This is a genomic window from Salinicoccus jeotgali (assembly GCF_055379195.1).
The window spans coordinates 690532-709414 of sequence record NZ_AP043830.1 but is presented as its reverse complement, the minus strand read 5'-3'; the positions used below and the strand labels follow the sequence as shown (position 1 = coordinate 709414).

Here is an 18883-nt window from a genome sequence, read left to right as displayed (position 1 = left end):
TAGATTTTTACTGATCATGCTCGTACTGTTTTATTTTCGGCTGGGGTCGTCTGTTCATCTTTTTCGTTAAACTTACTCATCCATGTTGCAACTACAGAACCGGAAATATTGTGCCATACACTGAAGAGTGCAGCCGGGACGGCGGAAAGCAGTGAGAAGTGTGCTGCTGCAAGCGCCGCCGCAAGACCTGAATTCTGCATCCCCACTTCGATTGAGGCCGCCTTCTGGTCGGCGAGGTCAAAACGCAGTGCTTTAGCCAATCCGAAACCGATGATATAACCGAGCACATTGTGCAACATGACCACACCGAATATCAACAGGCCAGACTGCACAATGGCTTCTGTATTATTCGCAACAACAGCTGCAACCACTCCAACGATGCCGATTACAGACACCAGCGGCAGGACCGGTATATAACTCTCAACGCGTCCGCCCAACATCACCCTCACCGCAAGCCCCAAGGCAATGGGTACCAGGACGATCTGGACGATCGAGATGAAAAGTTCCATGAAAGAAACCGGAAGCCATGCGCTTGCAAGCAGCAGTGTAAGCGCCGGCGTCAGAATCGGTGCAAGGACCGTCGAAACCGCAGTTGCAGTTACGGATAATGCTGTATTGCCTTTTGCCAGAAAAGTCATGACATTTGAAGATGTCCCTCCCGGTGTGCATCCCACTAGGATGACGCCGACTGCAATTTCAGGAGGCAGACGGAACAAGACAGCCAACCCCAAAGCTAAAAGGGGCATTATAGTGTATTGTGCCAATACGATTATGAAAATTTTCCCAGGTGCCTTCAATACTCTTTTGAAATCTGAGAGGCTTAATGTCATGCCCATACCGAACATGATGATCCCAAGCAGCAATTTTATGTATGGTGTTATCCATGTAAAGCCGCCAGGCATTATAAAGGCCAAAACTGCAAATAGGATCACCCAGATGCCGAACGTATTACCTACAAATTGACTCACTCTTACGATTCTCTTAATCCAATTCCCTTCCTTCCATTCAATTATGCTTGAAACTATAGAAGCTATCTTAACAGATAAAACATGAACCGGACAGGCTTTTTGACTTAATTTTTAGAATCTTTAAAATAAAACGCTTTCTTTAATATCTACACTGCTTATTTAAATTTTCCATAAAAAAAGACGCTCTGGCGAGAGCGTCTCCTAAACCTATAGTGAATCGTTGTTGCGTCTGTTTACATTATCACGGCGTTCCTTCGTTGCATCATAGCTGTAATCGTCGCCGGTACGGCGCTGTGATGCATCGTTCGATTGCATATCGTCCGCGCGGTCATCAGATCCACCGGAACCTGCAGTGCCACCGCGCCTTGTATACTCTTCTTCTGATACCGGAGTGACGGGCTCACTGGAGTCGATATTGCGATCTACAAACCGGTCGTCTTCTGGTGTTTCATCTGAACGCCTCATAGTATCACGGGAAGATGTTCTGTTTTCGTCATCATATTCATCGAGGCTGAAGGTGCGTGTCGACTCAATGTCATCGTCACGGTGGTTCCGTGGCGCCCTATTGCCTTTATCCTCGTTGACTTCATCCCTATCAAGAGGAGCGTCATCTTGACGATGGGCCGTAGGCCTATTGTAGTCGAACGACTGATCTGCTGATAATTCATCTCCACGGCGTGCTTCCCTGCTTGGCGCTCTGTTTTCAGTCACTCTATCGTCTTCAAATTTACGGGCATGGTCCCTATCATATCGACGATCTTCATCAATAGGCTGGACATCATCATTTCGAATGACCCTATCCTTTCTGACAAAGAGCAGTATGGCCGCAATGATGAAGAATAATGGTATGATGCCGGTCACTACAGGTGCAATGAGCGGTGCAGTGAAGATGGCCGCTACCAGAAGTAGGAAACCTGCCAAAATTCTTCTGCGCATAGTCAAAAGTCCAAACAATCCCAAAATGAGTGGGATCATCAGATATAATGCAATCATCCATACATTGTTCAACCACCCGACTACCATATCAGCAAGATCTCCAGGTGCAGCCCCGATATCCTGTCCCTGCTCTGCAAGGTCCTGGAATTGGGTTTCAAGTTGCTGTGTCATGTTCTGTGTAAACTGAGCATCATTCATTGTGACGAGCGCAAAGAAAAGAAGTAGGACTGTAATCGCCAGCAATGCAATCCAAGCCAGCCATCCAAATATCTTTTCAGGGATCCGGCTGACCGGTTTTACCGTTTGGGTATAATTTTTTTTAGCCATAAGAGCCTCCTGGGTTATTTATGTCTTCATAATTCATATTACCCACACATCGCTTTTTTAACCAGACAAAATTTATATTTACTGCTCCCTACGTCTTTTATGTAAGTGTGCAGCCAAACCTATAGGTGTGGCTACTGGGAAGCAAGGCCCATCTTTCATATGATTTATATTTTGATTAGACTGCCTGGTTCTGCATCCTTAAGCTTTTTGACTGCTGAATAGGCTTCAAGACCGCTGTTTGATTTGAATTCACGAAATTTGGTTTTTTCCTGTGATTTCCCCGGTACAATTAATTTAAATGCATCATACTTCATTTCCAATTCTTCTTTAGGCACACCGGTATCATACGCCTTTTCTACAGCTTCAAAAAAGAGAACGGCATTGATGATCTCATCTGTGGTCCAATCTTCATCAAGCGGATAACTGTAATTTTCCATAGTAAAGGTCTCCTTTTCGGTAGAGATAAAAAAAGGCGCCCGTTATGGACGCCCTTAAAATATACTGTTACATAGTGTGGATTGGTCTACCCAGTACCACGTCCGCTGCTTCCATTGGAATTTCTCCAAGTGTCGGGTGGGCGTGGATAGTGAGTGCGATATCCTCAGCTGTCATTCCTGTCTCGACTGCAAGGCCAAGTTCCGCAATTATATCAGAAGCTCCTGATCCTGCAACTTGAGCGCCGAGTAGCAAGCCGTCTTCTTTACGTGAAACAAGTTTAACGAAACCATCAGTCTCATTCAATCCAAGCGCACGACCATTTGCTGCGAATGGGAATTTACCTGTCTTCACTTCAAATCCAGCTTCTTTAGCGTCTGCTTCGTTATAGCCGACTGTAGCCAACTCAGGTTCTGAGAAGCAGACTGCTGGCATGCTGAGATAATCAACTTCGGATTTTTCTCCTGCAATTGCTTCAGCAGCGACTTTACCTTCATAGCTTGCTTTGTGGGCAAGTGGAAGTCCAGGCACGATATCACCTATGGCGAAGATGCTGTCGACTGAAGTGCGGGACTGTTTATCGACTTCGATGAGGCCTTTATCGGACATTTTGATGCCGGCTTCTTCCAGACCGAGCTCATCTGTGTTCGGACGACGTCCTACTGTTACAAGGACATAGTCTGCTTCGATTTCTTTAGTCTCGCCTTTAACTTCATAAGTGACTTTGACGCCATCATCTGTTTCTTCAGCTTCTTTGGCCATTGCTTCCATCTCGATGGTTACACCTTTTTTCTTGAGGTTCTTCTTGACGACTTGCGTCATCTGTTTTTCGAACCCGCCAAGAATATCTTTGGCACCTTCAAGAATCGTCACTTCTGTACCGAAATTCGCATAGGCAGTGCCAAGCTCAGTTCCGATGTAGCCGCCTCCGATGACGACCATCTTCTCAGGTTTCTCTTCCAACGCAAGCGCACCGCTGGAATCCAGGATACGTTTACCGAATTTGAAACCTGGGATTTCTATTGGACGGGAGCCAGTTGCCACGATTGCATTTTTGAATTCATAAGTCTGTGACTGCTTCTCGTCCATGACTTTCATCGTATTGCCATCGACGAAGTAAGCTTCGCCTTTGACGATCTCGACTTTGTTTCCTTTAAGCAGGCTTTCGACACCGCCAGTAAGCTTTTTGACTACGCTGTCTTTGAATGACTGCACTTTGGAGAAATCGAGTTTTACGCCTTCAGTGATGACACCCATGTCTTCAGAGCTTTGTGCCTGTTGGAAACGGTGGGAAGATGAAATCATTGCTTTGGACGGGATACAGCCGACATTCAGGCAGACGCCACCGATGTCACCTTTTTCTACGATTGTCACTTTCTGTCCAAGCTGTGCTGCGCGGATTGCTGCAACGTAGCCTCCTGGGCCTGCGCCGACTACAATAGTATCAGTTTCAATAGGAAAATCTCCAACTACCATGTGTAATTATCCCTCCATTAATAGTAATTCTGGATTGTTAAGCAGACGCTTAACATGGTTCAGGGCGTTCTGTGCCGTCATGCCGTCAATCTGTCTGTGGTCATAGCTGAGTGACAGTGCAAGCATAGGGGCCGCCACTATCTCCCCATCTCTGACGATTGCCTTCTCTTCTATGCGCCCGATACCGAGGATTGCCACTTCAGGCTGGTTGATGACTGGTGTGAACCATTGTCCACCTGCAGAACCGAGGTTTGAGATGGTCATTGATCCGCCCCTCATTTCATCGCCTGAGAGTTTGCCGTCACGTGCTTTGCCGGCAAGCTGGTTAATCTCGTCGGATATTTCGAACATGGATTTCTTGTCTGCATGTTTCACTACAGGTACAACAAGTCCACGCTCTGTATCGGCAGCAATGCCTACATTATAATAATGTTTCTGTATGACTTCAAATGTTTCTGAATCGATTGATGCATTGAATTCAGGATATTTCTTGAGCATTGACACAAGCGCTTTTACCACATACGGCAAGAAAGTCAATTTGATGCCTTGTTCTTCTGCGATTGATTTGAATTTCTTCCTGTGGTCCCACAGTGCTTTTACTTCTACTTCGTCGAGATGTGTAACATGTGGGGAAGTCTGTTTGGAGTTGACCATCGCTTTTGCGATCGCTTTTCTCATGCCGCTCATCTTTTCGCGTGTTTCCGGGAACTCGCCTTCAGAAGATGCTGGCTTGGCATCTTTGGATGTTGGCTGTTCATCAGTGGTATCGGCAGTTTCTTGAGTCGCCTCAGCAGAACTCTGGTCGCCATTCATGAATGCTTCCACATCTGCCTTCACTACACGGCCGTTTTTGCCGGTGCCCGATACTTCTGTGATGTCAACATCGTTATCCCGTGCAAATTTACGTACACTTGGCATAGCGATGATGCGTTTGTCGGAAGAGCCGCCTTTTTCTGACTCGTCTTCCTTACCGGAATCTTCGCCTTCGTCAGAAGTCTGTGCTTCTTTCTTGGAATCTTCCGTTTCTTTTTCTTCTTGCTTCTCTTCTTGCTTTTCTTCTTTTTCAGCAGGTTCTTCTCCGCCAGAGTCTTCAGAACCATCATCGATGGTCACAATCGTTTCACCAACAGTTGTAACGGTTCCTTCTTCGACATGGAGTTGTTTGACCGTCCCGTCTACTGGAGACGGGATTTCAACAACTGCTTTATCATTCTGCACTTCTGCTAGAACATCATCTTCTTTGATTTCATCGCCTTCATTGATGAACCACTTGACGATTTCACCTTCGTGGATACCTTCACCGATATCCGGCAGTTTAAATTCAAAAGCCACAGTATTTCCTCCTTTATACTTTCTGTTTAAAAGTCCATAACCTGTTTCGCACGTTCGATGATGTCATCTTTGGTAGGCAGCCATACACCTTCCGCTTGTGTGAATGGATAGACCGTATCAGGCGCTGTGACGCGCATGATTGGTGCTTCCAGACTAAGAATGGCACGTTCGGACAGTTCTGCTGCAACGTTCGCTGCAACACCTGCTTGACGCTGTGCTTCCTGGATGACCACTGCACGGTTTGTCTTCTCGACAGATTCGACCAATGTGTCATAGTCTATCGGGGAGACGGTCCTCAAGTCGATCACTTCTGCAGAGACGCCCTCTTCTTTAAGTGCATCAGCTGCTTTGATGGCTTCTTGAACCATTGCGCCGTAAGCGATCAGTGTAATGTCGTCGCCCTCTTGTTTGACGCTTGCCTTGCCGATTTCGACAGTATATTCTTCTTCCGGTACATCTTCACGGAATGAACGGTAGAGTTTCATGTGTTCAAGGAAGATGACAGGGTCATTCGAACGGATTGCTTCAATCAGAAGCCCTTTTGCATCTACTGGGTTTGACGGGATGACCACTTTAAGGCCTGGTGTCTGTGCCATCAGACCTTCCAGCGAATCCGCGTGAAGTTCAGGCGTGTGGACACCGCCGCCAAATGGCGCACGGATTACGACAGGCGTTTCCTTGGAAGCGCCTGAACGCTGTCTGTTGCGGGCGATTTGGCCGGCTACACCGTCCATTGCTTCAAAAAGGAAGCCGAAGAACTGGATTTCCACTACAGGGCGGAAACCTTCCAGTGTAAGGCCGAGACCCATCGAAGCGAGTCCACTTTCTGCGAGTGGTGTATCGAATACGCGATCTTCACCGAATTCTTTCTGCAGGCCTTCTGTAGCGCGGAACACCCCGCCGTTTACGCCGACGTCTTCGCCGAAGACCAGGACGTTCTCGTCGTTCCTGAGTTCTGTGGCCATCGCGTCAGTGATTGCTTGGATCATTGTCATCTGTGCCATTGCTTATTTCGACTCCTTTTCTTTGTAGACTTCATACTGTTCCTTCAGGTTGCTCGGCATGTCATCATAAGTGAGCTCCATGAGTTTGGTGACAGTCTGTTTTTCTGCACCGTCTGCTTCTTTGATTGCTTTCTTGATGTCTTCTTTAGCCTGTTCCATCACTTCGTTTTCCTGATCTTCGCTCCATAGGCCCTTCTCTTCAAGGAAAGTGCGGAAACGGACGAGCGGGTCTTTCTTTTCCCAATCTGAATCTTCATCAGATGTCCTGTAGCGTGTCGGGTCATCCCCTGCCATTGTGTGCGGACCGTAACGGTAGCAGAGCGTTTCGATGACGGTCGGTCCTTCTCCTGCAACAGCACGGTCACGTGCATCTTTAGTCACTTTATATACAGCAAGCGGGTCCATGCCGTCCACCTGAATGCTTGGCACACCTGAAGCTACACCTTTTTGGGCGAGCGTCTTCGCCGCAGTCTGCAAGTCTCTTGGCGTCGAAATTGCATAGTGGTTATTCTGGATGACGAAAATTGCAGGCGCCTTATACGCACTTGCAAAGTTGATGCCTTCGTAGAAGTCCCCTTGGGATGTACCACCATCACCGGTATAGGTGATCGCTACTGTGTCTTTTCCGCGCATCTTGATGCCGAGTGCCACACCAGCGGTCTGCACATATTGTGCGCCGATGATGATCTGCGGGCTGAGTGCGTTGACGCCTTCAGGGAACTGGTTGCCTTCATAGTGGCCCCTTGAGAAAAGGAACGCCTTCGTAAGCGGCAGGCCATGCCAGATGAGCTGCGGCACATCACGATAGCCAGGAAGGATGTAGTCCTCTCCTTCAAGGGCGAACTGGCTGGCGAGCTGTGATGCTTCCTGCCCGGCAGTAGGTGCATAGAAGCCCAGTCTACCTTGGCGGTTCAATGAAACTGAACGCTGATCGAGCACACGTGTCCAGACCATGCGCTTCATCAGTTCTACAAGATCATCGTCGGATAGATCAGGCATTGCGTCTTTATTGGTAACTTTCCCGTCCTGATCGAGAATCTGGAACATTTCAAATTTATTTTCGATCTCTTCAAGCGCCTTGACTGGATCGAAACTTTTATTCTTTGGTGCCATAAAGTGTTCACCATACCTTTCAAATTTTTCATTTATCGTCTATTATCTTACCATATCCTGTTACAACAGTAAAATGAATAGCATTGTAACAGCTGCTCACAAAGCGCTTTAAATCAACGATTTCTGTATTAATACAGTTTTATCTGTTATATAATACAGCGCTTACATCATTCTCCTTCAATTATGGTCTCTATCTCTTTTTTCAGTGCATTGACCTTTTCAGTCCGTTTGCTGAAAGCTTCTGCATTCTCCTGTACTTCCTCATACTCTTTACTCAAGCTGTTGAGGCGTTCATCCACTTCATCTTGTGACACTTCTTCTTCGCCAAGGTATGCAAAGATATCCTTCTCGCTGTTCAATACAGACTTGTAGCTGCCGATCATTTCACCATGGCTCATATATCTCTCGTCCATCGCATCGATCAGCGACTGTGCCTGCTTACGGTTCGATTCGTCGGAAATCTCTTCTACATATTGGGTCGAAGCTTCCATGCGGCTTCTGCTGTCCCCCATGATCGAGACTTCCTGATCCAACTGTTTGATGCGTTCTTCCGTATTTTCCACCAGCGAATCGCTTATCTCACCAAGTTCCCCTTTAGTGGCGTTCTCAAGCGAGCCTTGTAGTTCCGCCTTCTCGCTCTCCAACTCTTCGAATTTAGCGTTGACATCCTCTATCTCCTTTTCCACCTCGACGGTCTCTTGAAACGCATTATAAAAATCGAGCAGTTCATCAGATGCAGACGAACACCCGGCAAGCACCATCGCCATAACCATGGCGCCACCTAATAGTTTCTTCATTTCCATTCCCTCCGATTGTTGACTGGATAGTGTATAATTAAAAAATAATATGTTGAGAATTCCGGTTCTCCTGAGTATTATAGTATAATAAATCGCGACATATATAAACAGGAGGGTTTATTTTGGTAACAATGAAAGACATCATCCGGGATCCCGATCCGTTTCTGCGCAAGAAAGTGGCCGAAGTCGACACAATCGATGAAGAAACGATAAATGAACTGGCCGCCATGCGGGACTATCTCGTACGCTCCCAAAATCCCGATATTGCAGGAAAACAAGGCCTTAGGCCGGGCGTCGGTCTTGCTGCGCCGCAAGTCGGACTTGATAAACGCATGCTCGCCATCTATATAGAAGGTGACGAAGGCGAAGTGCTCCATGATCATATGCTGATCAACCCTAAAATCAAAAGTCACTCGGTGACTGAGACGTACCTACCGGGAGGCGAGGGCTGTCTGAGTGTCGATGAAGACGTTCCAGGCCTTGTGCATCGCTTCCAGCGGGTCAAAGTTACAGCCCTCGATCCCGAAGGCAAGCCTGTAGAAGTGAAGGCAAAAGGCATGCTTGCCGTCGTATTGCAGCATGAACTGGACCACCTCGACGGCATCATGTTCTATGATCACATCGACCCGGACGCTCCCATGGAGCCAAAGCCAGGCGCCAAGCCTGTAGATTGAAAAAGCGGCCGTATCAAAGCGGTCGCTTTTTCATTGCACATGAATTCCATCCAATCAGATGAAGTCATCGCGCCTCTCCCTAAATGGGATGTTCTGCTCATACAACTCCTTCTTCAGTGCCGTAAATGTTTCGTGATCCAGGACTTCAGGATCATGGTCATGACGCTTTCGGTGGACATCATCTGCCTCTTCATGATCGTCATAGATGTAGTTCATCACCACCATGTCAGGATGTGTATTGAATTCCAGCATGATCATGTTGCGGTCCTGACGCGTCCACTCAAGCAGTACAGCTTCCAATATACGCTTCTCTTTCATGCGGTTCCCCTCCATTCCCTTCCATTATAAAGTCTTTGCATGTCCCCCGTCTATAATGTAAAATGAAGTTAAGCTGATAAGGGATGTGGTCATAATGCTCAGACGGTGGAAGAAGAGGCTGAAGCAAAGGCTTGGACGCATTCTCGGTAGGAAAGGGTTGCTGAACAACGAATATTTCAAACGGCGTTAAGTCCGTTATATTGTGTTGCTTTATGCAACACAAATTTTTTGTTAATGGCCATCCATATAATCAAATCAAAAGGAGAAATCATATAATGGCAGTATTTAAAGTTTTTTTTCAAGAACAACTAGATAGCCGCATCATCCGTGAAGAGACAATAACACGGTATTTTGAGGCAGAGTCAGAGAGCGAAGTGCGCACAGCACTGAAAGATAGCCGCCTCAACATCGAATTCGTCCAGGAATTAAGTCCCGCACACCTGGAGTACGAAAAGAATAACAATGCAGACTTTAAGGTTGAGGATATCTGATGACACTGGAAAAAGGTGAAGTAGGCGTTTTTGCCCTCGGGGGACTCGGGGAAATAGGCAAAAACACATATTGCATTGAATATAAAGACGAAATCATCATGATCGACGCAGGCATCAAATTTCCGGACGACGAACAGCTGGGAATCGACTATGTCATTCCCGACTACACATATCTTAAAGAGAACCAGGAGAAAATCAGCGCGCTCATCGTCACCCATGGCCACGAAGACCATATCGGCGGCATTCCTTTCCTGCTGAAAGAATTCAATGTGCCCATCTATTCCGGGCCTTTGGCCCTTGGACTCATCCGCAACAAGCTGGAGGAGCACCGCCTCCTCCGATCGACAGAGCTTAAGCCGGTCGAAGAGAGCACTGTATTGAAGTTCAAGCACATGACAGTCGAATTCTATTTGACCACACACTCCATCCCTGAAGCATATGGCGTCATCGTGCGGACACCTGAAGGCACAATCGTCCACACAGGTGACTTCAAGTTCGACTTCACACCGGTAGGCGAACCTGCAAACATTGCGAAAATGGCACAGCTTGGGGAGGAAGGGGTCCTTTGCCTCCTTTCCGATTCAACAAACGCTACAGTGCCGAACTTCACCACAAGCGAAAAGGAAGTCGGCCAGAATGTAAAGGATATCTTCCGCAAGTGTACAGGACGAATCATCTTCGCTACATTCGCCTCCAACATCTACCGCGTACAGCAGGCAATAGACGCGGCGATCAAGTTCGACCGTAAAATCGCCATTTTCGGCCGCAGTATGGAAAACAATATCAAAATCGGCCTGGAACTGGGCTATATCAAAGCGCCGCCTGAAACATTCATCGAGCCAAAAATGATCAACAGCATCGAAAAGCACAAAGTGATGATGCTGTGTACAGGCTCCCAAGGTGAACCGATGGCTGCCCTATCCAGGATAGCCAACGGCACGCACCGTCAAATCAGCATAATCCCTGATGACACGGTCGTCTTCAGCTCATCTCCGATTCCAGGCAACACGCTGAGCATCAACCGGACAATCAACGCCCTCTACAAAGCGGGTGCAGATGTCATCCACGGAAAGCTCTCAAACATCCATACTTCAGGGCATGGTTCACAGGAAGAGCAGAAGTTGATGCTCCGTCTGATGCGCCCTAAATATTTCATGCCGATCCATGGTGAATACCGCATGCTGCATCTTCACAAGCAGCTGGCAGTCAACACAGGTATGGACCCGGACGATGTCTTCCTGATGGAAATCGGTGATGTTCTGGCATTGAAACGGGATAGTGCAAGACATAGCCACCGCGTACCGGCAGGCACAGTATTCGTCGACGGTACGGGTATCGGCGACATCGGCAACATTGTCCTCCGGGACAGGAAGGACCTATCTGAGGAGGGGCTCGCAATCGTCGTCGTTTCGATAGACTTCAATACAAAGACGCTTCTTAGCGGCCCGGACATCATCTCACGTGGTTTCGTCTATATGCGGGAATCCTACGGCTTGATCCGTGGTGCAGAGAAGAAGATAAAAGCGGATATCATCAACCTGCTCAACTCAAAAGAGCATGTGGAATGGTACCACGTGAAGCAGCTCATCATAGAAGAACTCAGCAACCACCTCTACAAGCGGACCCATCGTAAACCGATGATCCTGCCTACCATCATGAGGGTCAATGAAAAGAAGAAGAAGTAATGAATAGATAAGAGCACCTGTGGAAGTTTCCACAGGTGCTCTTCTAGTCTATGAGTAATTTTTCAAACCGGGTCAAATCCTGATCATCGCCTATTACAATCAGGATATCATCCCTCTGGATGTTGACCGTCGGGTCTGGACTGACAATGATGTCCTCATCCCGTTTTATCGCTATTACACTGACTCCGTATTCTGCACGGATATCCAAGTCCAGCAAGGATTGATCCGCCAGGTTCTCCTGTGCTCTGATCTCAACGATCGAATGCTCATCCGAGAGTTCAAGGTAATCGAGTACGGAAGTGGATGCAAGCTTATGGGCGATGCGTTTCCCCATATCGCGCTCAGGGTGGATCACCATATCAGCGCCGATCTTATCAAGGACACGGGCATGATAATTGTTCTGTGCCTTGACGCTCACATGCTTGACCCCGAGATCTTTAAGGAGCAGCGTCGTCAGGATACTCGACTGGATATTGTCACCGATTGCGACGATGACATTATCGAAGTTGCCGAGACCGAGGTTCTTAAGCACTCTTTCATCAGTAGTGTCGCCGATGGCCGACTTGGTTGCGATATCGGCATATTCATTGACACGGTTTTCATCTATGTCGACCGCCAGTACATCCATTTCGAGTTCAATCAGTTCCCGTACAATGCTGGCACCGAAACGGCCGAGGCCGATCACCGCATAGTCCTTTTTCATCTTCATCACCTATTCGTTTAGGATATCAATACTTGTTGTCGCCCTTCCCCTGTACATAATCCTTATCGAACAGGAAGAGTCTGAGCAGCATACCGAGACTCGGTATCAATAATAGTAAACCTAATATGAAGGCCACTGTCAAACTGAAGGCCATATTCTCGTTTACAACCGAAGTATTGATGTCGATGTAGGGATACAGTATATACGGCAGTTTACTGATGCCATAGCCGTAGAAGGCGAAGGCAAACTGCAGCATGATCATTATGAAGGCCAGACCGAAACGGCGCTTCCTCCAGATCAGGTACACCGCTACCCCCATCGCTGCAAGGCTGAGCCCGAACATATACCAGTAATCCTGCGCACGCAGGAAGTGTTCCCTGTTATGTTCACGGAGCCCCAAGAAGACGAACTGCGAGATGAAGAGCATCGGCAACGTCCAGATCAGGAACCATCTGCGTACGAGGTGGAGCGCCTGTGAATCTTTGGCGCGCGCTGCGTAGAACGTCAGGAACCCGCTTGATACATAGAGTACTATGACCACAGCCAAAAAGACGACGGACCAGCCGTAAGTGCTGAAGAGGAGCTCTTCAAGCTGGAGGCGCACACCGTCTGCACTCTCGATGATGTAGCCGCCTTCAGAAATGACGAGCGCCATCGACAGCGAAGCGGGGATCAGCAACCCTGTGGCACCGTAGAGGAACGCCCAGGATAACTTCGGCTCCCTATTGTAGGAGTTGAAGGCGTAGTAGCTCCCCCGTATCGCCAATAGGATGAGCGCAATGCTCGCTGGAATCAGCAGCGCTGTCCCATAGTAATAGGCGGTATCCGGATAGAATCCGACGATGCCGACGAAGAAGAAGACGAAGAAGACGTTCGTCACTTCCCAAACCGGGTTCAGATAACGCTTGATGATCGGACTGATGATGCTGTCGTCCCCCGTCAGCTTCGAATAGAAATTATAGAAGCCGGCACCGAAATCGATTGCGGATACTATGATGTAGCCGTACAGGAAGGTCCATAGGACTGCTACCCCGATGATTTCATAATTCATTGCAACCGACCTCCTTCATAGTCCTCTCCATAGATTTCAATGCGTTCTGCTGTGGCACTCTTATTTTTGAACATCTGGAGCAGCACATAGATTGTGGTGACCCCGAGCACCGCATACAGCAACACGAAGGCAATCAGCGTGATGCCCAGTCCATCAGCCTGGGTGACGGCTTCAGAAACCCGCATGTAGCCGCGCAAGATCCATGGCTGGCGACCCATCTCTGCCAGGAACCAGCCTGCTTCTATTGAAGCCATGGTCAGGGGGCCGGTCAATACATAGGCATAAAGCAGTGCAGGATGGTGTTCGTCGAACTTCGAAAACTTCGCTATGAAGTATATGATCGATACCATAAGTGCGTACATCCCGAAGAAGACCATGATGTCGAAGAAGTAGTGGATGATGAGCGGTGGCTGCTCGTCGTCCGGTATATCATTGAGCCCGGTCACCTCGGTATCGAAGGAGTTGCCTGCCAGGAAGCTGAGTGCACTTGGAATCTTGAGTGCATAGCTCACCTCATTCGTATCTTCATCAATTGTACCGAAAAGGACCAGATCAGCGTTGTCCTCCGTTTCAAAATGCCATTCCATCGCAGCCAATTTCTCAGGCTGGTGCTCATGCAGGAATTTGGCTGAGAGGTCTCCGGCCAGAACGGTCAGTGATGCTGTAACAAGCCCAAGCACCATCATGACTTTAAGGCCTTTCTTGTGATACTCCCTATCTTCCTCGAATTTCGAACGGAGGAGTTTGAACGCACCGATGGCGGCGATGATGAATACTGCCGTCGTATACGCCGTCACCACTACGTGGAATACCCTGACCCAAGTCGACGGGTTGAACATCGCCGCAAGCGGATCTACGTTGATGAGCTCTCCATCAACCATATTGAAACCAGCAGGTGTATTCATGAATGAATTCACCGTTGTGATGAATACTGCCGAGAGCGAAGACCCGATGACAATCGGAATGTTCAAGAGCCAGTGGTGCCAAGGATTCTTGAAGCGGTCCCAAGTATATAGGAATATCCCAAGGAATATTGCTTCAAAGAAGAAGGCGAATGTTTCCATAAATAGCGGTAGCGCAATGATCTGCCCACCGAGCCGCATGAAATCAGGCCATATCAAGGAAAGCTGCAGACCGATGATCGTACCGGTCACGACCCCAACGGCGACTGTCACCGTGTAGCCTTTGGCAATCCTTCTTGCCATCGTCAAGTACGCAGCGTCTTTCTTCTTCACCCCCAGGAACTCAAGTACCATGAAGACAATCGGTATACCTACTCCGATTGTCGCAAAGATAATATGGAACCCTAATGTAGACGCTGTCAATACACGCCCCAAAACCACATCTTCCATTCAATCACCTCTTTGTAATCGTATGCTTAATTATAACGTTTATAATCAATTTATCCTGATCGATTTGACAACGATCAATGACAAATTTGTGAATAAACTATCATTCTCATGATATAATTGTACGCTTTTACATCGTTGATTTCAAAGATTTAGTTCGAGGAACCCGCACGTTTTATACGGCTGTGGAACAGCAGGCCGATGATGATCATGAGCATCAGGCTTGAGATGGCGACGCGCGATGCAATTACACCATAGTCCGCCATCAGCCAGGTGATTGAGCCATACACCAATGGGCCGAGAACCGCACTCATTTTGGCGCTGAAGGCGAATAGGCCGAAGAACTGCCCTTCCTTCCCCTCCGGTGACAGTTCAATGATCAGTGTCCTTGAAACCACCCAAGTCGATCCCATGGCGATGCCGAATAAAGCCGCTGCAATCCAGAATGTCCACATCGGTAAAGGTATCGCCGCTACTGCCACTGCGAAGAGAAGTAGGCATGCGATGATTGTAAATGTCCGTTTTGAACCAAGCCCCTGGCTTAAAAAGCTGAAGACGATCGCGCCGATGATGCTGAACACTGTGGCTGTCATGAAGATGATCAGGAAAGCCCCCGGCGAAAATCCGACGACTGTCACCGCATAGGGCTGCATCATGGCGATTGCAGTAGCCAACGCGTCATTGATGAAGAAATAGGCGATCATAAAATAAAATATGGAAGGAGATGAACGTGCTTCCCTGAAAGTGGCATATATATCTTTATAGCCTGCCAGGAAATGCTGTTTCGGCTTCTTTTCCTGTGGTTTATCCTTATGGATGAAAAAGAGCGGCAGACTGAATATCAGGAACAGCACCCCGGATAGCCAGAATGTATGATGGACTGGACGGTCGCCAATCAGTAGCAGGACTGAAAATATACCGAATAATGTACCTAAATATCCAAGTGCCACGCCGTACCCCGAAATGAGCGGTATTTCCTTTTTATTGCCAAGACTCGATAACATGCCATCGTAGAATACATTCCCTGAATTGAAGGCGAATTTGGCGATGACAAAGAGCACTACTGCCAAAACGAAGCCATTCGGCAAGCCAAACCATCGCTCATCCGCTTCCCCGCCGAAGATTCCCATACCGATCGAAGCGGCGACGCATATCAATGTGAAAGCCACGACATACCGCTTCCGCCTCCCGGTCCGATCCATCACCACACCATAGAGCGGGGCGAAGACAATCAGCATCAAAGCCGCCACCGCATTGGCATAGGCGATGACAGTCGATGCTATCTGCTCGAGCCTCGGATTGGTCCCGACCGTTTCCGTGATGTATTGGGGAAAGAATAGAGTCACTATGTTGGCGCTGAATATCGTGTTGGCAAAATCGAATAGTGCAAAAGCGAAAATAGGTAGAGACAAATACAGTTCGACCGGGCGGCGCGTATGTCCGTTCATCGAGACACACCTCTCATCATTTACTGCCATTATACCCATAAAAATATGCGCATGGCCACGGCCATGCGCATATTCATTATACTCTGCCTACATATTCTTCAACGAGGGCAAGCACTTCGTCTGTATCCTTACATTCAACCGCCCTTGCTGCCAAACGCTCCATATCTGTCTTCTTGAGACCCGATATCTGCTTGCGCGCTTTCAGCACTGAAGACGCACTCATGGAAAATTCATCGAGTCCAAGACCGAGAAGAAGCGGGATGGCGTGAGCATCCCCCGCCATTTCACCGCACATGCCTGCCCATTTACCTTCTTTATGGGCAGCATCGATAACCATTTTAATGAGGCGCAGGAGTGCCGGATGATACGGTTGATACAGATAGCTCACAGATTCATTCATGCGGTCTGCCGCCATTGTATACTGGATGAGATCGTTTGTACCAATCGAGAAGAAATCGACGACTTCTGCAAACTGGTCGGCGATGATGGCTGCAGAAGGTATTTCAATCATGATACCCACTTCGATATCTTCCTTGACCTTCTCGCCTTCTTCGACAAGCTTATCTTTCTCTTCGATAAGCAATGCCTTGGCACGGTTGAACTCATCGATGGTCGCAATCATAGGGAACATGATCTTAAGATCACCATGTTGACTTGCACGGAGCAATGCGCGGAGCTGTGTTCTGAATAGCTCCTGATTATCAAGTGTCATACGAATCGCCCTGAAACCAAGGAACGGATTCATTTCGTTCGGCAGATCAAGGTAAGGCAATTCTTTGTCGCCGCCGATATCAAGTGTTCTGACTACAACCGGCTTGCCATCCATCTCTTTCAACACTTCGCTATATGCTTCGTACTGCTCCTCTTCAGTCGGCAGTTCATTCCTGCCCATGTAGAGGAATTCCGTACGGTACAGTCCGATTGCTTCAGCGCCGTTCGACTTGACACCGGAAAGGTCATCCGGCGTACCAATGTTCGCAGCGAGTTCAACCGTGACACCGTCCATCGTCTTGGAAGGCTCGTCGACAAGTTTTTGAAGTTCAACCTTCTCCTCTGCTACCCTGGCTTCTTTATCTTTATAAACAAGGACTTCTTCTTCGGATGGATTCAGGATGACTTCTCCTGCACTGCCATCTACGATGATATCGTCACCGACCTGGGCACGCTCCGTAATATTCTTCGTGCCAACCACTGCAGGAATCTCCAGCGAACGGGACATTATTGCGGAGTGGGAAGTTCGGCCGCCGACATTCGTGACGAACCCCTTGACAAAATTCTTATCCAATTGGGCAGTATCAGAAGGCGTCAAGTCTTCTGCCACTATCACGACAGGAGTGTCAATCTTGCTTGGACTCGGCAGCTCCCGGCCAAGCATGTTTGCGAGTGCCCGCTTTGACACATCCTTGATGTCTGCTGCACGTTCCTTCATATACTCATCGTCCATGCCATCAAAGATGGCCACGAATTGATCACGAGTCTCCAGAAGTGCCTGAGGCGCACTCTTCTGGTCGTTGCGGATGTGGGCTTCGATCGGACCCAGGAATTCCGGGTCGTCGAGTACGAGCAGGTGCGCGTCGAATATCGCCGCGTGCTCCGGTCCCACCGTCTGCTCCGCATGATTCCTGATTTTCGTGATTTCGACTTTCGATTGGTTGAAGGCAGCCTTGAACTTTTCGACTTCAGCGTCTTCCTGCCCTGCTTCTATCGACTTGTCGTCGAATGACAGATCAGGCTCCTCCAATGAATAGACGGGGGCGATGGCCACGCCGTCGCTTGCACCAATCCCTTTTAATATCTCGGACATCAGTCAGTCAATCCTTCTTTTGAGAGTGTTTCTGTAATTGCTTCAATGGCCTCAGTTTCATCGTTGCCTTCAGCATAGACAGTCACTTCGGAATCTTTGCCGACACCAAGTGACATGACACCCATGATGGACTTCAGATTCACTTTTTTGCTGTTGTACTCAAGCTGGATGTCAGAGTCGTACTTGGATGCAGTCTGCACAAGAATTGTTGCTGGTCTTGCGTGTATACCTGTTTCGTCTGTAATGAGATAAGATTTTTGTTCCATTGCGTTAGTCTCCTTTTATTTGCGTGATGGAATTACATGATTGTCATACATGTTTGCTGTTATTGTACCATGTACAGCAATGATATTCTAATATACCACAAGCATTGGAAAATAAACTTTGCCTGTCCATCTTCCAGTTTTCACAAGTTGGTCACAGAGCGGTCGCGATGCCGTGAAAAACGCCCTTTTGGCATCGTTGCCAAAAGAGCATCATAATACGCCAGTCAAATTTAGGAAACTTTGGCACAGCGTTCGATATATTCATAGCCGAGCTTCTTCATCAGCATATAGCTGATTGCCGCGCCGATGATTTTACTCAAGATCGTCAAGAATGAAAAGCGGGTTTTCCCGGATTTCTTGCCGAACGTCTTAAATAGGATGCCTCTCGCCTTACCTCCAAGGAATTCGCTTCCCATGCTGGTCGCCATTACTGCAGCGCGGTTCATGAGATCATCCGACATCTCATTGACCTGCCGGTGATTGAGCTCGAAAATCTCCTCGACCCCACTGCGTATGTCCCGCATCAACTTGACATCTGTACCGATATCAAGGAATGGAATGGGCAGAATGGCTGCAACGGAAGAGTACATCGCTTTTCTGTCGACCATTTTACGTGCCTTCCTACGCTTTTCTTCCACGTCGTTCGTCATCATCTCAGACATATCCAAAACTCCTTTTATTCATATGCAAGTCACTTCAAAATATA

19 protein-coding genes are annotated in these 18883 nt (G+C 48.0%); 3 read left to right on the top strand and 16 right to left on the bottom strand.

Features of this window, described 5'->3' with window-relative positions; genetic code table 11:
- Window positions 1–14: 14 nt before the first annotated feature.
- The 8 genes from ACZ43I_RS03620 to ACZ43I_RS03585 all read right to left on the bottom strand — a co-directional run bounded on the left by ACZ43I_RS03620 (window position 15) and on the right by ACZ43I_RS03585 (window position 8388).
- Window positions 15–986, bottom strand: a complete 972-nt coding sequence (locus ACZ43I_RS03620) for a bile acid:sodium symporter family protein (RefSeq protein ID WP_344701497.1) — start codon at window positions 984–986, stop codon at window positions 15–17.
- 189 nt (window positions 987–1175) lie between these two features.
- A complete protein-coding gene (locus ACZ43I_RS03615) occupies window positions 1176–2231 on the bottom strand; it encodes a DUF4064 domain-containing protein (protein WP_344701116.1) in 1056 nt (351 codons plus the stop codon).
- Between the two features lie 164 nt (window positions 2232–2395).
- Complete coding sequence (locus ACZ43I_RS03610; RefSeq protein WP_344701118.1) at window positions 2396–2668, bottom strand: UPF0223 family protein; 273 nt, start codon at window positions 2666–2668, stop codon at window positions 2396–2398.
- A 67-nt stretch (window positions 2669–2735) separates the two neighbouring features.
- A complete protein-coding gene (gene lpdA, locus ACZ43I_RS03605) occupies window positions 2736–4142 on the bottom strand; it encodes a dihydrolipoyl dehydrogenase (RefSeq protein ID WP_344701120.1) in 1407 nt (468 codons plus the stop codon).
- A gap of 6 nt (window positions 4143–4148) precedes the next feature.
- The gene (locus tag ACZ43I_RS03600; protein ID WP_344701122.1) at window positions 4149–5474 is read right to left on the bottom strand and encodes a dihydrolipoamide acetyltransferase family protein; all 1326 of its coding nucleotides are present in this window, start codon (window positions 5472–5474) and stop codon (window positions 4149–4151) included.
- A gap of 26 nt (window positions 5475–5500) precedes the next feature.
- Window positions 5501–6478 (bottom strand): alpha-ketoacid dehydrogenase subunit beta, encoded by a 978-nt coding sequence (locus ACZ43I_RS03595; protein ID WP_344701124.1) that lies wholly within the window; start codon window positions 6476–6478, stop codon window positions 5501–5503.
- 3 nt (window positions 6479–6481) lie between these two features.
- On the bottom strand, window positions 6482–7591 hold the full coding sequence (pdhA, locus tag ACZ43I_RS03590) for a pyruvate dehydrogenase (acetyl-transferring) E1 component subunit alpha (RefSeq protein ID WP_344701126.1): 1110 nt from the start codon (window positions 7589–7591) through the stop codon (window positions 6482–6484).
- Window positions 7592–7758: 167 nt separating this feature from the next.
- Complete coding sequence (locus ACZ43I_RS03585) at window positions 7759–8388, bottom strand: YkyA family protein (RefSeq protein WP_344701128.1); 630 nt, start codon at window positions 8386–8388, stop codon at window positions 7759–7761.
- Between the two features lie 122 nt (window positions 8389–8510).
- Here ACZ43I_RS03585 and def point away from each other — a divergent pair, with 122 nt between their 5' ends.
- Window positions 8511–9062, top strand: coding sequence for a peptide deformylase (gene def, locus ACZ43I_RS03580; RefSeq protein WP_344701130.1), 552 nt, complete (start codon window positions 8511–8513; stop codon window positions 9060–9062).
- Between the two features lie 54 nt (window positions 9063–9116).
- Here the strand turns inward: def and ACZ43I_RS03575 are convergent, their stop codons facing one another.
- Complete coding sequence (locus ACZ43I_RS03575; RefSeq protein WP_344701132.1) at window positions 9117–9380, bottom strand: hypothetical protein; 264 nt, start codon at window positions 9378–9380, stop codon at window positions 9117–9119.
- Between the two features lie 275 nt (window positions 9381–9655).
- Between ACZ43I_RS03575 and ACZ43I_RS03570 the strand changes: the two genes are divergently transcribed.
- Complete coding sequence (locus tag ACZ43I_RS03570; protein WP_344701134.1) at window positions 9656–9871, top strand: RNA polymerase epsilon subunit; 216 nt, start codon at window positions 9656–9658, stop codon at window positions 9869–9871.
- Window positions 9871–11556, top strand: coding sequence for a ribonuclease J1 (rnjA, locus tag ACZ43I_RS03565; RefSeq protein WP_344701136.1), 1686 nt, complete (start codon window positions 9871–9873; stop codon window positions 11554–11556). The genes ACZ43I_RS03570 and rnjA overlap by 1 nt, the downstream gene beginning before the upstream one ends.
- A 43-nt stretch (window positions 11557–11599) precedes the next feature.
- Here rnjA and ACZ43I_RS03560 read toward each other — a convergent pair whose 3' ends face one another.
- The 7 genes from ACZ43I_RS03560 to ACZ43I_RS03530 all read right to left on the bottom strand — a co-directional run bounded on the left by ACZ43I_RS03560 (window position 11600) and on the right by ACZ43I_RS03530 (window position 18839).
- Entirely contained in the window at window positions 11600–12259 is a 660-nt protein-coding gene (locus ACZ43I_RS03560) for a potassium channel family protein (protein ID WP_344701137.1), read from the bottom strand.
- Between the two features lie 25 nt (window positions 12260–12284).
- Window positions 12285–13310: a cytochrome d ubiquinol oxidase subunit II gene (locus tag ACZ43I_RS03555; RefSeq protein ID WP_344701139.1), complete on the bottom strand. Its 1026-nt coding sequence runs from the start codon at window positions 13308–13310 to the stop codon at window positions 12285–12287.
- Entirely contained in the window at window positions 13307–14662 is a 1356-nt protein-coding gene (locus ACZ43I_RS03550; protein ID WP_344701141.1) for a cytochrome ubiquinol oxidase subunit I, read from the bottom strand. The genes ACZ43I_RS03555 and ACZ43I_RS03550 overlap by 4 nt, the downstream gene beginning before the upstream one ends.
- 149 nt (window positions 14663–14811) lie before the next feature.
- Window positions 14812–16107: an MFS transporter gene (locus tag ACZ43I_RS03545; protein ID WP_344701143.1), complete on the bottom strand. Its 1296-nt coding sequence runs from the start codon at window positions 16105–16107 to the stop codon at window positions 14812–14814.
- 76 nt (window positions 16108–16183) lie between these two features.
- The gene (gene ptsP / locus ACZ43I_RS03540; RefSeq protein WP_344701145.1) at window positions 16184–17911 is read right to left on the bottom strand and encodes a phosphoenolpyruvate--protein phosphotransferase; all 1728 of its coding nucleotides are present in this window, start codon (window positions 17909–17911) and stop codon (window positions 16184–16186) included.
- A complete protein-coding gene (locus tag ACZ43I_RS03535) occupies window positions 17911–18177 on the bottom strand; it encodes a phosphocarrier protein HPr (RefSeq protein ID WP_344701147.1) in 267 nt (88 codons plus the stop codon). The genes ptsP and ACZ43I_RS03535 overlap by 1 nt, the downstream gene beginning before the upstream one ends.
- Window positions 18178–18407: 230 nt before the next feature.
- Complete coding sequence (locus tag ACZ43I_RS03530) at window positions 18408–18839, bottom strand: hypothetical protein (RefSeq protein WP_344701149.1); 432 nt, start codon at window positions 18837–18839, stop codon at window positions 18408–18410.
- Window positions 18840–18883 lie beyond the last annotated feature (44 nt).

Coding starts and splice junctions, on each gene's coding strand:
- ACZ43I_RS03615 (WP_344701116.1), bottom strand. CDS start 2,231: ATGGCTAAAAAAAATTATACCCAAACGGTAAAACCGGTCAGCCGGATC.
- ACZ43I_RS03610 (WP_344701118.1), bottom strand. CDS start 2,668: ATGGAAAATTACAGTTATCCGCTTGATGAAGATTGGACCACAGATGAG.
- lpdA (WP_344701120.1), bottom strand. CDS start 4,142: ATGGTAGTTGGAGATTTTCCTATTGAAACTGATACTATTGTAGTCGGC.
- ACZ43I_RS03595 (WP_344701124.1), bottom strand. CDS start 6,478: ATGGCACAGATGACAATGATCCAAGCAATCACTGACGCGATGGCCACA.
- pdhA (WP_344701126.1), bottom strand. CDS start 7,591: ATGGCACCAAAGAATAAAAGTTTCGATCCAGTCAAGGCGCTTGAAGAG.
- ACZ43I_RS03585 (WP_344701128.1), bottom strand. CDS start 8,388: ATGAAGAAACTATTAGGTGGCGCCATGGTTATGGCGATGGTGCTTGCC.
- ACZ43I_RS03575 (WP_344701132.1), bottom strand. CDS start 9,380: ATGAAAGAGAAGCGTATATTGGAAGCTGTACTGCTTGAGTGGACGCGT.
- ACZ43I_RS03570 (WP_344701134.1), top strand. CDS start 9,656: ATGGCAGTATTTAAAGTTTTTTTTCAAGAACAACTAGATAGCCGCATC.
- rnjA (WP_344701136.1), top strand. CDS start 9,871: ATGACACTGGAAAAAGGTGAAGTAGGCGTTTTTGCCCTCGGGGGACTC.
- ACZ43I_RS03560 (WP_344701137.1), bottom strand. CDS start 12,259: ATGAAAAAGGACTATGCGGTGATCGGCCTCGGCCGTTTCGGTGCCAGC.
- ACZ43I_RS03555 (WP_344701139.1), bottom strand. CDS start 13,310: ATGAATTATGAAATCATCGGGGTAGCAGTCCTATGGACCTTCCTGTAC.
- ACZ43I_RS03550 (WP_344701141.1), bottom strand. CDS start 14,662: ATGGAAGATGTGGTTTTGGGGCGTGTATTGACAGCGTCTACATTAGGG.
- ACZ43I_RS03545 (WP_344701143.1), bottom strand. CDS start 16,107: ATGAACGGACATACGCGCCGCCCGGTCGAACTGTATTTGTCTCTACCT.
- ptsP (WP_344701145.1), bottom strand. CDS start 17,911: ATGTCCGAGATATTAAAAGGGATTGGTGCAAGCGACGGCGTGGCCATC.
- ACZ43I_RS03535 (WP_344701147.1), bottom strand. CDS start 18,177: ATGGAACAAAAATCTTATCTCATTACAGACGAAACAGGTATACACGCA.
- ACZ43I_RS03530 (WP_344701149.1), bottom strand. CDS start 18,839: ATGTCTGAGATGATGACGAACGACGTGGAAGAAAAGCGTAGGAAGGCA.